Here is a 13,537-nt window from a genome sequence, read left to right as displayed (position 1 = left end):
TTTAATTATTTTTTTAAAATCACAGGGTCAACTAGGCTCGGTGCGGGTTCTTGAGCCTGTTTCTTTTTTACAGCGTCATGAGCGCCGTCTTCAGAATCCGCATTTTTATTTCCGTCGCCGTATTGCGAACGGACTTTTTTTAACGTGCGTTTCACCGAAGAACTTAGACTCATCTGAGTTTCCATATCTTCGATGGATTTAAGCTCAATGCGCTCATACTCTCTTTTTTCCACTTGGCCCTTTTCCGGGTAGCGGTATTTCAGAAGAGCTCTTTGTTGGTCGTATTCTCTTAAAGTTCCGGCAAGTTCTTTGTGAAGAGTGATCATCTGTTTAATGATCTCGTTCACTTTCTCGGGATCTTTCGTGTGTTGTTTTTCCAAGATCAGCTTTTGAATCTCGGTTTCTCCCGCGCGCACCTTGGCTTCCAAGCCCTGCACTCGCGCTTGCACCACGGCGAAACTTTCTTCTGTGGTTTTGATTTCTTTGGCCGGCTCAGTCGCGGCAGGAGCAGCGCCATGTTCTTCAGCCATCGCTAAAGAAGAGACTGTCAAAAAGCTTAACAAAATCTTAGGAACCAGAGAGAACATCTTGCCTCCACGAAATTTTAAAAGGCAGATATTTAATTCGGTTGATTAGGACAGATGCTTTAGCCGGAGATAATCCTCGCAAAATGAGGCGACCTCCGCCGACATGATTTAGAATCTCCGCCACGTCCCAACCAAAACGGGAATCCGTCATGGCTTCCTTTAATTGCATTAAAAGGTGGCTCGACTCGATACCTTCAATGATAACCGCGTATGTGAGAGGACCTGCCGTTGTATCGGCATTGGCAAAATCCGTAACGTCTGAAAAATCCGCTGTATCCGGAGTTCCCGAAGGCGTTACTGGCTCCGGAATGCGATCTAAGGTTTGGCTAAAATCATAAGGAGCTTCTTCGACAGGTGCCGCGTGAGCTTCTTCATGATTTTGTGGAGTTTCAATTTCAGTTCCTGGAGGTATTTCTTCCGCCGGCGTTAAATAAGGATCTTCTTGAGGAGCCATCTCTTCAGGAACACTTTGTGGAATCTCACCACTGAAAGTCGGCTCCGCATGAGGAACAAACTCTTCACTTGTTCCTGCGCCCGCACTGTAATTGGAATAATCTTGCTGTGGTGGATTTTGGAAATCGGTGCCTGCTTGAAAATCGGCACCGCCTTCGAAATCAGTCCCTCCTTCGAAGGACTGTGGAGTTTCAATTTCTTGTTCTAACTCAGGCTCAACAACCGGTTCCGGTTCGTGTTCAGCCATTTCCGGTTGCCCGTTCCAGTCGATAAAGTAAACTGCGTTGCAGTGGGGACACGTAAATAAGGTCCCCAAATGCTTATCAAGAATCTCTACCGGTTTCTGGCAACTCGGACAAGAAATCAATTATCGTTTTCCTTTACCTTGTTTTTCCAAACGACGACGTTCTTCGCGGTTCATCGGACGGTCGTCACGAGGACCACTTTGGAAAGTCATTTTGCGTGTTGGTTCTTCAGAGCCGCCCACTTCAGGCAAGCTATGTCCAATGTCAGACTCTGAAGGAGATGAATAATCTAACTCATCCAAGTCTGCCTCTTCAGGACGAAGACTTTCAAGAACTTGCTCCTCAGATTGCTGAGCTACAAGTTGAACACGCATGATTTTCTCAATCGCATCATTTTTGATTGTGTTGTTCAAAGTTTCAAAAGCTTTAAAAGCTTCTTTTTTGTACTCAATCAAAGGATCTTTTTGTGCGTAACCACGAAGGCCGATACCTTCTTTCAATTTATCGATCACGTACAAGTGGTTCTTCCAGTGATTGTCGATGCTTTGAAGCAAGATCATTTTTTGAACTTGTTCAAAGAAAGGACCCATTGAAGATTTTTGACGTTCAAAAACTTCCTTCACGCCGTTTTTAACGGCATCGGTAACTGTTTCAGAGTTGATCGCCATTTTGTCGAACTCAGCTTTGAAACCGAAAGTTTGCGCCAAAGAATTATTAAGTCCTTCAAGACTCCACTCTTCTTTTTTACCGTTTTCAGGAATGTACGTATCGAGAAGACCGGAAACAACGTCGCCCAGCCAATCCAAAGTTGTTCTTTCGATCTCTTGACCTTCAAGAACTTTTCTACGCATTCCATAGATCGCGTTTCTTTGCGCATTCATGACAGAGTCGTACTCCATCAAGTTTTTACGAATATCAAAGTTATGACCTTCGACTTTGCGTTGAGCACCTTCGATGGCATTCGTCACCATTTTAGCTGTGATCGGTTCATCTTCAGGAATGTTGAGCATTTCCATGATTTTTTGGATGCGCTCACCGTTGAAGATTCTCATCAATTTATCTTCCAAAGAAAGATAGAAGCGAGATTCACCTGGGTCCCCTTGACGACCGGCACGACCACGAAGCTGATTGTCGATACGACGAGATTCATGTCTTTCCGTACCGATAATATAGAGACCACCCAAAGCACGTACTTCCGCGCGCTCTGCATCCACTTGCGGTTTGATTTTCGCTAGTGCTTCTTGGAATTCCGGAGAGTCATCGTTACCCACTGCGGATTTCGCAAGCATTTCGGCATTACCACCAAGCATGATGTCAGTACCACGACCCGCCATATTTGTAGCAATAGTCACAGCACCTTTACGACCTGCTTGAGCCACGATTTCAGCTTCGCGTTCATGTTGTTTCGCGTTCAGAACTTCGTGCTTCACGCCCTCTTTTCTAAGGAATGAACTTAAGGCCTCAGATTTTTCAATCGACTCCGTACCGACAAGGATCGGTTGTCCTTTGCTGATACGTTCTTTGATGTCTTTCGTGATCGCTTTGTATTTCGCATTTTCAGACTTATAAACAACGTCTTCTTGGTCTTTACGTTGAATCGGTTTATTAGTCGGAATCACGTTCACATCAAGTTTATAGATTTTCTTAAACTCGACAGCTTCTGTGTCCGCTGTTCCCGTCATGCCTGAAAGTTTGTCGTACATGCGGAAGTAGTTTTGGAACGTGATGGTCGCCAAAGTTTGGTTCTCGGACTTCACTTCCACGCCTTCTTTAGCTTCGATAGCTTGGTGAAGACCGTCACTCCAACGGCGACCCGGCATCAAACGACCCGTGAATTCATCGACGATCACGATCTCACCGTCTTTGATCATGTATTCAACGTCACGACGGTAAAGATAGTAAGCCTTCAAACCTTGGTAAACGTGGTGAAGGATTTCGATGTTTTGTGGATCGTAAAGGTTTGAAAGACCCATCAACTCTTCGACTTTCGCATTTCCTTCGTCTGTCAAAGAAGCCGTTTTCGTTTTTTCTTCCATTGTGAAATGCACATCGCGCTTCAATTGCGGGATGATCGCATTCACAGCGTAGTATTTATCTGTCGAAGATTCCGCAGGACCCGAGATGATGAGCGGCGTACGCGCTTCATCGACCAGGATGGAGTCACACTCATCCACGATCGCATAGTTGTGACCGCGTTGAACGTAATCATTCAAATCAAACTTCATGTTGTCGCGAAGGTAATCGAAACCAAGTTCATTGTTCGTACAGTACGTGATATCGCAAGCATACATTTGCTTACGTTGTTGGTCGTTCAAACCATGCACGATAATACCTGTCGTAAGACCCAACCATCCATAAAGACGGCCCATCCACTCGGCATCACGGCGAACTAGGTAATCATTCACGGTTACTAGGTGAGCACCTTTGCCAGTAAGAGCATTGAGGTATACTGGTAAAGTCGCCACAAGCGTTTTACCTTCACCCGTTCTCATTTCGGCGATGTTGCCGCGATTAAGAATAATTCCACCGATCAATTGCACATCATAGTGGCGCATTCCCAAAACGCGCTTCGAAGCTTCGCGGCAAACCGCGAAAGCCTCAGGTAAGATGTCATCAACTGTTTCGCCTTTTCTAAGGCGCTCTTGGAATTCTGGCGTCTTGGCTTTGAGTTGTTCATCCGTGAGCGCTGCCATTTGAGGCTCTAGCGCATTGATACGATCCACTGTAGGTTGGATCTTTTTCATTTCACGGTCGTGCTTCGTTCCGAACATTTTTGTGAGAATTTGTGTAACCATAGCCTATGAGGATAGACCGAAAGACATCCCAGCGACAAGCAAAGGGGTGATTTCTAGTCGCGTCATTAACTCGATTTCATTCGAGAAATTGAATTTCAGGACCAAAGACGAAATTCGTGCGAAGCTCACCTTGACGAACTCAAACGCGAATACAAGTTACGCATTGAATTTATAGGTGCCCTCACCAGACTCATCCGTGTTTCAACTCCTATCGGATTAAACAGTCCGCATCTCAGTCACTAGTCCCTGGACTGTGCTCGTTACTTGTTGGAGGTTTGAGTTAAAGAGCTTTGAACTTTGCGACCATCGTCAAGATTAACAAGACGATGATCAAAAGACCTTTAGTAATCTTTAAAACGCGTCGAATACGTAAGTACTGGTTTTTACGCATCGGACACCTCCTGTAAGTTTTCGGACAGGAGATCCACCAAAAGCGAGTCTGGCAAAGGCCATTCTCGCTTTTGCATTTTTAGAACCACGTTATTTCTTCGGAAGCGAAACTCCGCAATTTAGAAGTTGCTCGTTAGCGGATAGATTTGGGAAAGTCTGGGATCGCCAACTTAAATAATACCGCGGAGCCTGATTACCGTTTTCCAAAGATTCCCAACGCTTTGTAATAGTAAGAATGTCATCATTTTCAAAACTGGATTGCAGCGAACCAGCTATTGAAGTCGATGTCCCAACGAGATCGTTACCGCGACGTATTGTGGACAATTTAGCCTCATCGAAGTTTATTTCCTGCGGTGTTCCTATGTTTAAGCGAGGGATCCAAATTGTTTTCTTACTGACAAGGAGACTTTTCCCCAAAATTTGAAACTGCAACACCCAGAAACCTTGAGAGTTCTTATACGCCCAAGCACTAAGTGTTCCGTTTTTCATTGATATGCAATTCAAAGCAGTTTCAGGAACGCCCTCATTCACATCCGTCCACTGAGTTGCGGGATCAAAAAGATGCATAACCGTATGACGAGATCCACGGGAGTCTTTTGCGCCCATTGCACGATTCACTCTATAAACAGCTTCATGCAAAATAAGAGCGCTTTTATCTGTCTCGCTCATATGATCCCAGATATCTCGGTCTACCAAAATGCGGTCGTCACTATAATAGTGAGCGACTTGTTCAGCCTCACACCCCTTCGGCAAAATAATTTCAAAAGAATCATCAACAGGTAGCAATTTTGTTCCAGAAGGCAGAAGCACCATCTTGCGTATAACAATATCGGCGAAAACTTCGAAAAGAGATCGAGACGTAGCTGGAATTACCTGTAAAGCTTTATTAACCTGTTCCTGTATAGGTAGATCTGATTTTCGAATATTAAGTCCATACATCGACTTACCTTCATAAAGATCTAGCAACTCTGCTGATTGAATTACTCCTTGAGCGTCACGACAGACGATGCCCTTTCCTCCGCCACCATCAACGCCTCCAACATCCGTCTGAACATTTTCATTGGAATTGACTCCGCGAGAATACTCTAGAGTTGAGGGTTTGACGGAAACTTGGCAAGCAGCAAACAAAAAAGAAATGGACAGCAAAATTAAGGTTTTTAGAAATCTCATAACTATTCCTTCCATGGTTTTACTATCTAACGGTAGCACCAGGAGGCACCCCCCTTGCTACATATTTTAATTTAATTGTTATCCTTAAAGTTAACATTTACGCTAACATTGCAATGCGGGAGCGACCATGAACATCTTTGACTATCATGACTATAAACAATGTATCAACGATTGGATTAAAGAGCAGCCTCAGCACGGCCACGGACAACTTCGACGATTAGCGCTGCATTTAGGAGTGAATTCCGTCGTGATGAGCCAAGTCTTTCGTGGTTCACGGGACTTAACCTTGGAACAAGCTCTCTCCGTGAGCGAATATATTGGCTTAACAGATCCTGAAAGAGATTACCTACTTCTTCTAATTCAGCAGTCTCGAGCAGGGTCTCATCAATTAAAAAAAGTTTTCTCCAAACAACTCGAAGACTCGCGAAGAGCCGCCACCGCATTAAAGAATCGTGTTGCTCATCAAAAGTTTACGGATGAAGACAAAGCCACCTTTTATTCACAATGGTATTACAGCGCCATTCGTCTTGGAGTTTCCATTCCAAAGCTAAAAAATATCGGCGCCATCGCTGAGCATTTGAATTTAGATCGGTCGCTCGTGGCAAAAGTAGTCGACTTTCTTTTAAAAAATAAACTCATCGTCTCCCGTAAAGATAGACTTGAAATTGGTCCGCAGGTGACACACGTAGGTCACGATTCCCCTTTCGTCACCCGACACCATATCAACTGGAGGCTGAAAAGCCTTCAAGCTTTGGACAGTGTCAGTGAAGAAGATCTTTTTTATACAGGCCCTATGGCTTTGTCTGAAGAAGCCGCACAAGAAATTCGGCAACTCCTTGTAGAGCTTGTGACCAAATCAACCAAGAAAGCAGCAGCCTCTGAGTCAGAGGTATTGCGCTGTTTGAATATTGACTGGTTTAGTCTTCGCGAAAAAAAATCTCGCTAGTCTTTTATTTTTTGAAATTGATTTGTCTAACGCCTTCGTATGCGGCGATGGCAACACTTGTTGCGAGATTTAAACTTCTTGCACCTTCACCAATCATTGGGATCGTCACCGTTTGATTGGGATATTGAAGAAGTAAATCGGGATCAAGTCCCTTCGTTTCTTTTCCAAAAACAAACCAGTCACCATGTTTGTAATCAGGTTCAAAATAAGTGCGTTTTGTTTTTGTCGTGAAAAGCCAGATTCTAGAGGGATCTTCGACGTGCTTCCACCAGTCCGCGAAAGTTTCGTGTCGGTGCCACGTCAGATGAGGCCAGTAGTCAAGGCCCGCGCGTTTGAGATTGGTGTCATTGATTTCAAAACCCATTTTACCCACGATGTGCAGCTCACAGTTCGTGGCCACACATGTGCGCCCGATGTTTCCGGTGTTTTGCGGAATCTCGGGCTCGATAAGAACAATGCGGAATAATTTCTGAGTCTCAGGCAAGATGCTTATAAACCTCTTGGCCGAGTTTTGAGAGAGCCAAACGACGACCTTTATCGACGATCAACTCTAAGTTCATCAACTCACGATACAAAGTGAGGTCGATGGGAACAATCTCTCGGCCAGTGGAGCGTCCCAATTTTTGAATGTAGGTCACCTGTTTTTCAGTCAACTTTGAAGTCAAAACAGGTTGTTCCTCCATGGATCTTTTCCAGTCTCCACCGGGAATCACCGCTGCATTCACGGGCAGTTTTAAAGGATTTAAAAAATAAATCCAAGCTTTCACTGCTTGCGATGCTCCCTCCGGGAACACTTCGACTTCTTCCCTAGAGTAAAGGCTCTGATCTGGGTCCTGGCGATTAAAGCCAAAGAACTCGTCCAATAGACCGAGCAAAAGCTCTGATCCTTTGAGTTCAACCAGTTGGCCCGGCACCAAGTCACAGCCCCCCTTAACGATCGCCGGAAAGCCTACTTTCAGACGATATGCCGTGGCCTTAGCACGCGCAAATATTGAAGATTCCACGAAATTTTGAATCTTTGCGAAATGGACCATGCCTTCACAAAAAGATCCGTAGACGAAAAAACGTGTTGTAGTCATTATCCCCCCCGAGCACGACAACAATAGTGATTTTCCGAAAAAGAGGTCCCGTGTGTACCAAAAACCACAACCCACCGCAAGCCGCTTTCTCGGGGTTTCGTCATTTTTTCCAAAACGGTGACACTTACTGTTTCGCGTTATTGGAAATTAAAAAAATCAAATGACTTTAACTGTTTTTGCTTTCTTCAGGACCTTTGCTATCCTCTTCAAAAGTTGATTTAGGACTTCCCTTAGCACGAAGAAGTTAAATGAAAAAAATTGAGGCCATTATCAAACCCTTCAAACTCGATGATGTGGTCGATGCTCTCTCTGAGGTCGGCGTAGAAGGGATCACTGTCTCAGAAGTTCGTGGGTTCGGAAGACAAAAAGGTCGCACTGAAGTTTACAAAGGTGCGGAATACGTTGTCGATTTTCTGCCAAAAATAAAAATTGAAATCGTTTTGCCAGCCGCTCTTGTAGACAGTGCTGTCGAAGCTATTAGAAAAACAGCTCACACGGGAAAAATTGGTGACGGAAAAATCTTCGTTATTCCTGTGGAGTCAGCCCTTCGCATCCGCACCGGTGAGAAGGACGAACAGGCTTTATAAATTAGTTTTAGCAAGGCTCGGAGGCCCAAATGACCCAAATGACAGGAAAAGACGTACTGAAGTTCGCCAATGAAAAAGGCGCGAAGATGGTAGACCTCAAGTTCTGTGACCTTATCGGAACTTGGCAACATTTAACCGTTCCTCTACACCAGCTCAATGACGAAACATTTGAAAATGGTTTCGGCTTTGACGGCAGCTCTATCCGCGGATGGAGAGGCATTGAAGAATCAGACATGGTGATCATGCCAGATCCTTCAACAGCGATGATGGACCCTTTCATGCAAGTGCCTACACTCTCTATTCTTTGTGACGTGTGCCTGCCTGAAACTCTGCAACCTTACAATCGTGATCCGCGCCAAGTGGTGAAAAAAGCGATCGCTTACATGCAATCAACTGGTATCGCTGACACAGCTTACTTCGGGCCTGAAGCTGAGTTCTTTATCTTCGACGATGTTCGTTACGAACAAACTAGCAACTCTGCTTTCTATATGATTGATAGCGATGAGGCCGTTTGGAACACAGGTCGCGACGAAGGTGGCAAGAACTTGGGCTACAAAATCCGCTCTAAAGAGGGTTATTTCCCAGCATTGCCTACAGATTCTCAACAAGACTTGCGCAGTGAAATCTGCCTTGAACTTGAAAGATGTGGAATGCAAGTCGAGCGTCATCACCATGAAGTAGCCTCTGCGGGTCAAGGCGAAATCAACTTCCGTTTCGATACAGCTCTGAACATGGGCGATAAAATGATGTGGTTCAAATACATCGTGAGAAACGTGGCAAAACGCTATGGAAAAACGGCGACATTCATGCCGAAGCCTCTTTTCGGAGACAACGGTTCTGGAATGCACATCCATATGTCATTGTGGAAAGATGGAAAGAACCTTTTTGCGGGCAATAAATACGCAGGTCTTTCTGAATTGGCTCTTTATTATATCGGCGGCGTTTTGAAACACGCTCCGGCTCTTTGCGGTATCATCAATCCAACGACAAACTCTTATAAACGTTTGGTTCCAGGTTTTGAGGCTCCGACAAAATTGGCATACAGCTTTAAAAACCGTTCTGCGGCAATGCGTATCCCGAATTCTGGTCCAAATCCAAAAGCAAAACGTATTGAGTTCCGTACTCCAGATCCAGCGGCTAACATTTATTTGGCAGAAGCGGCGATCTTAATGGCGGGTCTAGATGGTATCATCAATAAAATTCACCCAGGGGACCCTCTTGATAAGGATATCTACGGACTTCCTCCTCAAGAAGCGGCGGCAATTCCTTCAGTTCCTGGAACTTTGGAAGAAAGTCTGAATAATCTTCGCGAAAATTGCAGCTTCCTGAAAAAAGGAGATGTCTTTAGCGAAGATCTTATTGATACTTGGGTTCAGTATAAAATCGATAAGGAAGTGCGTCCTGTTCAACAAAGACCAGTTCCCTACGAGTTCCATTTATACTACGATTGTTAGTACGACAGGCAGGAGAGGAATATGGCATCAGACGACGTTAGAAATTTTATGGGATATCTTTGGGTCCGCCAGGAAGATGGCATTATCACGATCGGAATCAATGAAGACGGTCTTGAGGACTTTGAAGAAATCAGCTCTGTTGAGCTTCCGGCTGAACAAGAGAAAATTGATGCTGACGTTGTTATCGGAACATTGGAAACAGATGATGGCCCGCTCGACATCTACTCTCCTGTTTCTGGAACCGTGATCGAAGTGAACAGCCAAGTTGTTGAAGATCCGTCTATCATTATGGAAGATCCTTACGAAGAAGGGTGGCTCATCCGCCTTGAAGCTGATGAAGACATGGACGACGAGGATGAAGATGAAGACGATGAGGATGAGGACGACGACGACGAGGATGAAGACGACGATTACGAAGATGATGAAGATTAATAAAAAAGCCCCGGTCCACCGGGGCTTTTTCTTTGAGAGTCGTCACCGCTGACCCTTCCGCCCCAGAAGATTGATAAGAAAGCTGATAATCGCCAAAGCCAGGAAAACCAGTAATAACAAGCGGCCGATTTCCATCGACATACCCGCAATCCCTGATGCTCCAAAAATGAAGGCGACTATAGCTATAACAAAAAAGATTATAGCAGCTCTTAGCATAAGGCCCCCTTTCTATTTAGCTCACAACCATTATCATCCTGTATGGAAAAAAGCGCATGCCCCTTGAGCGTCTTTGATAAAATTCAGTGAATACTCTGTGAGGCGACAGTTAGAAAGTGACCCTCATATTGTCCTCTGTTACAAACAAGTTACATACAGGACTCAAGCAAGATGAATTCTCGTTTCGAAAATCTGATTCTCTACTCTATCTGTACAATAATCTGGGGATCCACTTGGTTGGTTATCACTTTCCAAATTGACTCCGCCTCTCCGGTGACATCGGTGTTTTGGCGATTTCTTTTGGCGGCGGCCATTCTCTTTGCGTTCTGTTTCTTCAAAAAACAAAATTTAAAATACTCACGACGAGAGCACGTTCTTTTTGCAGCTCAAGGTATTTTCATGTTCTCCGTGAATTACATGCTGACCTATATCGCAGAGACTATGATCAGCTCGGGGCTTGTGGCCTTAAGTTTTACGGCCTTAGTTTACTACAACATGTTCGGCATGCGTTTGTTCTTTAAAAAACCGATCACGAAAAACGTGATCTTCGGTTCTTTGCTGGGCGGACTCGGAATCATCTTTATTTTTCTAAACGAGATTTTGCACTTTGATCCCAATTCAAAAACAATTTTGGGACTTCTTGTCGGGTTTCTGGCAACGCTATCAGCTTCCACAGGAAATATGGTGGCGCAAAAAAGTTATCAACTGCGCATTCCTGTCGTTGTCACAAACACGTGGGGTATGCTCTATGGAAGTCTTTTCACTTTACTCGTAGCCCTGATCCACGGAGACAATCTGGCGATTCCTCTGACAGGGAAATTCCTGGCGGCATTATTGTATCTGGCACTCTTTGGTTCGGTGATCGCTTTTGGTGCTTATCTTTCTTTAGCAGGAAAAATTGGCGCGGAAAAAGCGGCTTACACCAGTGTCATCTCGCCCGTGATTGCGCTTGTGCTTTCCAGTTTCTTTGAGAATTTCAAATGGACGCCCTACATACTTGTGGGCGTCCTGCTGTGTTTACTAGGAAATGTGCTGACTCTTACCAAACGGGCGGATTAATCCCCGGAGGGAGGAAGAACACTCCCGTCTGGTACATGATGGAAATTGTTTTCTCTGTTGTTTTTCTAAGATCGCGTCCTTGAGGGGCTCCATTGTCGACGATGAGCATGCCATCGTCACCTGCTGACGTATAAGTATGTCCCGGTGTTAAGCCCGATCCATTCATAAGGAATGAACCCACAATCGGACGATACAAAGTAGAATCCCAAGCCACCCAGCCTGCTTTATACAAAGCCATAGAGAAATTCACAACGGCCGCCGTATTCGACCAGATGAGTTTGTTCCCTTTGGTGGCATTAAAGTCATCGGTAACACGATAACCCGCACGCTGATAGGCCTGTCTTAAAAGTTCCGATTGAAATTCCGCACAAGGCACGTTGGGAAATCCATGACGAACTGCTGTTCCTTGAGTCGCAATACTCCAAGCACCGACTGTGGAAATGATGCCCTTCTTTTCAAAATCAATGGAAGCTTGAGTCGCCTTGGCTTTATCCATCATCAAATAAGATTTCGGTGTCGCCACCGTGCGATTCACGGCCTTTTTTAGTTCATTATAAATGCTCTGCCATTTTGCTTTATCGAAAGCTGACAAAGAATTCGGATCAATGCCTTTATTTAGACGAGGACCGAAACGTTTCGTCACAGAGTTTGTGTACTTGAACTTCGGTTTTCCTGAAGGATTATAGTACTTCAAGAAGCCAGCACCCGGAGTGGCTGCAGAAACAACGGCAAAGCTGCCATTCGTTCCTTCAAGATTTCCCACAAGCGAAGCAAAAATAAAAAGCCCGCCCGCTGTGCGATTGATGTCGTCAATCTTACTTTGTGGAAATGAAGACGCATACTGAGGGGCGACGGAGACAACTTTTATGGGGTAAAGAAAACCCGTGCTGGATCTTTCAATGCCGCCATTCGAATTGCGATAGTCCAAATGTTTAACTTCATAGTTGAGGGGAACTTCAATTTGAGTTCCTTCGGGTAATTCGACTTTAGATTCTAAGATGCCGGATTTTTCATAGCGCACAGTCATAGCCTGACTGAGTAAGAGCTTTTGGCTTGCCGATGGAGCTGGGGCCGGAGTTGGCGTCGCGTTTGTAGTTTCTTCACCATCGACGACGGAGGCTATTTCATCTCCGGATTCATCGAGTGCCGGCCAATCTTCTGAACGGGCGCATGCCATGAGCCCTACAAGCGAAAGGAGAACAATGAACTTCGTTGCATGTGTGGTTTCAAACATGAATGACCTCTCTTTCAAAGAGGTCTTCGGTCGACTCATATTAGAAATTGAATGTTTCACGGACCGTCCAAATACTTTTCAGGACTTTTTTCCCGAATGAAAAACTAATTAATAAAAATAAAAGTATTCCTGTTTATTTAGGACTGCTTGCGGAAGTGAAATGTTGGTTGCGGATTTATAAAGGGACGAACGAAGCGCTTTGCCGTATCTCTTCGCCTACACATAAAAAGGAGATCTTATGAAAGCGCTTGCACGTTGGATTGTTGCACCTGTTTTGGTTTTATCTGTTTCTCAAAGCCACGCGGCTCTATTAAAAATGGAAAAAGGAACCCACAGCATTGAGGGGGTGAACATCTCTAAATCGGCGACAACACAGTTTGAAAAATCAGAAGTTCAGTTGGGCACAGTCGGTGCCGGCCTGCGCTGGAAAAAAGTTCTTTTATCAAAAGTGAAAGTTTACGTGGCGCAAATTCTCGTCAGCAGCCCCGAGCGCTTTGTAAAAAAAGACAAAGAAGCTCTGAAATCTTTGGATGACAGTGAAATGGTCGCTCTACAAATGACATTCCTAAGAACCGTCGAGGCTGACAAAGTCCAAACATCTTTGCGAGATGCCTTCAGTGTTAATAAAGTAGATATGACAAATCCAGCTATCAAAAGTTTTCTTAGTGCGGTTGGCAAGGGTGGCGATGCGACTTCGGGTGGAAGCTTAACTGTTCTGGTTAAAAAACACTCGGACGGTTCAGAAACCCTGATCTATGAAGACACGACGGGAAAACAAACTCGCATCACTGGCGAGCGCGGCTTGACGCAAAAAGTTTTCACTATCTGGCTGGGAATTCCTTCTGATGATGGGGTTGCCGCTCTTAAAAACGAGCTTTTAAATCCGTAGG

Annotated in this window: 14 protein-coding genes; 6 read left to right on the top strand and 8 right to left on the bottom strand. The window is 44.8% G+C overall.

Going from position 1 to position 13,537, the window contains the following annotated elements:
* Positions 1 to 5: 5 nt before the first annotated feature.
* The 4 genes from ACL934_RS01520 to ACL934_RS01505 all read right to left on the bottom strand — a co-directional run bounded on the left by ACL934_RS01520 (position 6) and on the right by ACL934_RS01505 (position 5,640).
* Positions 6 to 587: a hypothetical protein gene (locus ACL934_RS01520; RefSeq protein ID WP_374077019.1), complete on the bottom strand. Its 582-nt coding sequence runs from the start codon at positions 585 to 587 to the stop codon at positions 6 to 8.
* A complete protein-coding gene (locus tag ACL934_RS01515) occupies positions 568 to 1,287 on the bottom strand; it encodes a hypothetical protein (protein ID WP_374077017.1) in 720 nt (239 codons plus the stop codon). The genes ACL934_RS01520 and ACL934_RS01515 overlap by 20 nt, the downstream gene beginning before the upstream one ends.
* A 120-nt stretch (positions 1,288 to 1,407) precedes the next feature.
* Positions 1,408 to 4,080, bottom strand: a complete 2,673-nt coding sequence (secA, locus tag ACL934_RS01510; protein ID WP_374077016.1) for a preprotein translocase subunit SecA — start codon at positions 4,078 to 4,080, stop codon at positions 1,408 to 1,410.
* A gap of 480 nt (positions 4,081 to 4,560) precedes the next feature.
* Positions 4,561 to 5,640: a hypothetical protein gene (locus tag ACL934_RS01505; protein ID WP_374077014.1), complete on the bottom strand. Its 1,080-nt coding sequence runs from the start codon at positions 5,638 to 5,640 to the stop codon at positions 4,561 to 4,563.
* 127 nt (positions 5,641 to 5,767) lie between these two features.
* Here ACL934_RS01505 and ACL934_RS01500 point away from each other — a divergent pair, with 127 nt between their 5' ends.
* On the top strand, positions 5,768 to 6,586 hold the full coding sequence (locus ACL934_RS01500; protein WP_374077012.1) for a TIGR02147 family protein: 819 nt from the start codon (positions 5,768 to 5,770) through the stop codon (positions 6,584 to 6,586).
* 4 nt (positions 6,587 to 6,590) lie between these two features.
* On the opposite strand, the gene ACL934_RS01495 is transcribed toward ACL934_RS01500, so the two are convergent.
* A complete protein-coding gene (locus ACL934_RS01495; RefSeq protein ID WP_374077010.1) occupies positions 6,591 to 7,070 on the bottom strand; it encodes a tRNA (cytidine(34)-2'-O)-methyltransferase in 480 nt (159 codons plus the stop codon).
* Positions 7,063 to 7,665 carry a gamma-glutamylcyclotransferase gene (locus ACL934_RS01490; RefSeq protein WP_374077008.1) on the bottom strand — a complete coding sequence of 201 codons (603 nt, stop codon included), beginning with the start codon at positions 7,663 to 7,665 and terminating at the stop codon, positions 7,063 to 7,065. The genes ACL934_RS01495 and ACL934_RS01490 overlap by 8 nt, the downstream gene beginning before the upstream one ends.
* A gap of 248 nt (positions 7,666 to 7,913) precedes the next feature.
* Here ACL934_RS01490 and ACL934_RS01485 point away from each other — a divergent pair, with 248 nt between their 5' ends.
* The 3 genes from ACL934_RS01485 to ACL934_RS01475 are packed head-to-tail and all read left to right on the top strand — an operon-like array spanning position 7,914 to position 10,138.
* On the top strand, positions 7,914 to 8,252 hold the full coding sequence (locus ACL934_RS01485; protein WP_374077007.1) for a P-II family nitrogen regulator: 339 nt from the start codon (positions 7,914 to 7,916) through the stop codon (positions 8,250 to 8,252).
* A 38-nt stretch (positions 8,253 to 8,290) separates the two neighbouring features.
* Complete coding sequence (gene glnA / locus ACL934_RS01480; protein ID WP_374080414.1) at positions 8,291 to 9,706, top strand: type I glutamate--ammonia ligase; 1,416 nt, start codon at positions 8,291 to 8,293, stop codon at positions 9,704 to 9,706.
* 21 nt (positions 9,707 to 9,727) lie between these two features.
* Complete coding sequence (locus tag ACL934_RS01475; RefSeq protein ID WP_374077005.1) at positions 9,728 to 10,138, top strand: glycine cleavage system protein H; 411 nt, start codon at positions 9,728 to 9,730, stop codon at positions 10,136 to 10,138.
* A 42-nt stretch (positions 10,139 to 10,180) separates the two neighbouring features.
* Here ACL934_RS01475 and ACL934_RS01470 read toward each other — a convergent pair whose 3' ends face one another.
* The gene (locus ACL934_RS01470; protein ID WP_374077004.1) at positions 10,181 to 10,354 is read right to left on the bottom strand and encodes a DUF1328 domain-containing protein; all 174 of its coding nucleotides are present in this window, start codon (positions 10,352 to 10,354) and stop codon (positions 10,181 to 10,183) included.
* A gap of 171 nt (positions 10,355 to 10,525) precedes the next feature.
* On the opposite strand from ACL934_RS01470, the gene ACL934_RS01465 reads away from it, so the two are divergent.
* Positions 10,526 to 11,413, top strand: coding sequence for a DMT family transporter (locus ACL934_RS01465; RefSeq protein WP_374077002.1), 888 nt, complete (start codon positions 10,526 to 10,528; stop codon positions 11,411 to 11,413).
* Here ACL934_RS01465 and ACL934_RS01460 read toward each other — a convergent pair.
* Positions 11,394 to 12,647 carry a hypothetical protein gene (locus tag ACL934_RS01460; protein WP_374077000.1) on the bottom strand — a complete coding sequence of 418 codons (1,254 nt, stop codon included), beginning with the start codon at positions 12,645 to 12,647 and terminating at the stop codon, positions 11,394 to 11,396. The two genes, ACL934_RS01465 and ACL934_RS01460, sit on opposite strands and share 20 nt — an antisense overlap.
* Positions 12,648 to 12,885: 238 nt before the next feature.
* Here ACL934_RS01460 and ACL934_RS01455 point away from each other — a divergent pair, with 238 nt between their 5' ends.
* Positions 12,886 to 13,536, top strand: a complete 651-nt coding sequence (locus ACL934_RS01455) for a hypothetical protein (RefSeq protein ID WP_374076999.1) — start codon at positions 12,886 to 12,888, stop codon at positions 13,534 to 13,536.
* Position 13,537 lies beyond the last annotated feature (1 nt).

It is taken from the genome of Bdellovibrio sp. HCB-110 (genome assembly GCF_047323225.1).
Lineage (GTDB): Bacteria > Bdellovibrionota > Bdellovibrionia > Bdellovibrionales > Bdellovibrionaceae > Bdellovibrio.
Note: the sequence above shows the minus strand (reverse complement) of the source record. Positions and strands in the feature narration are given on the sequence as shown.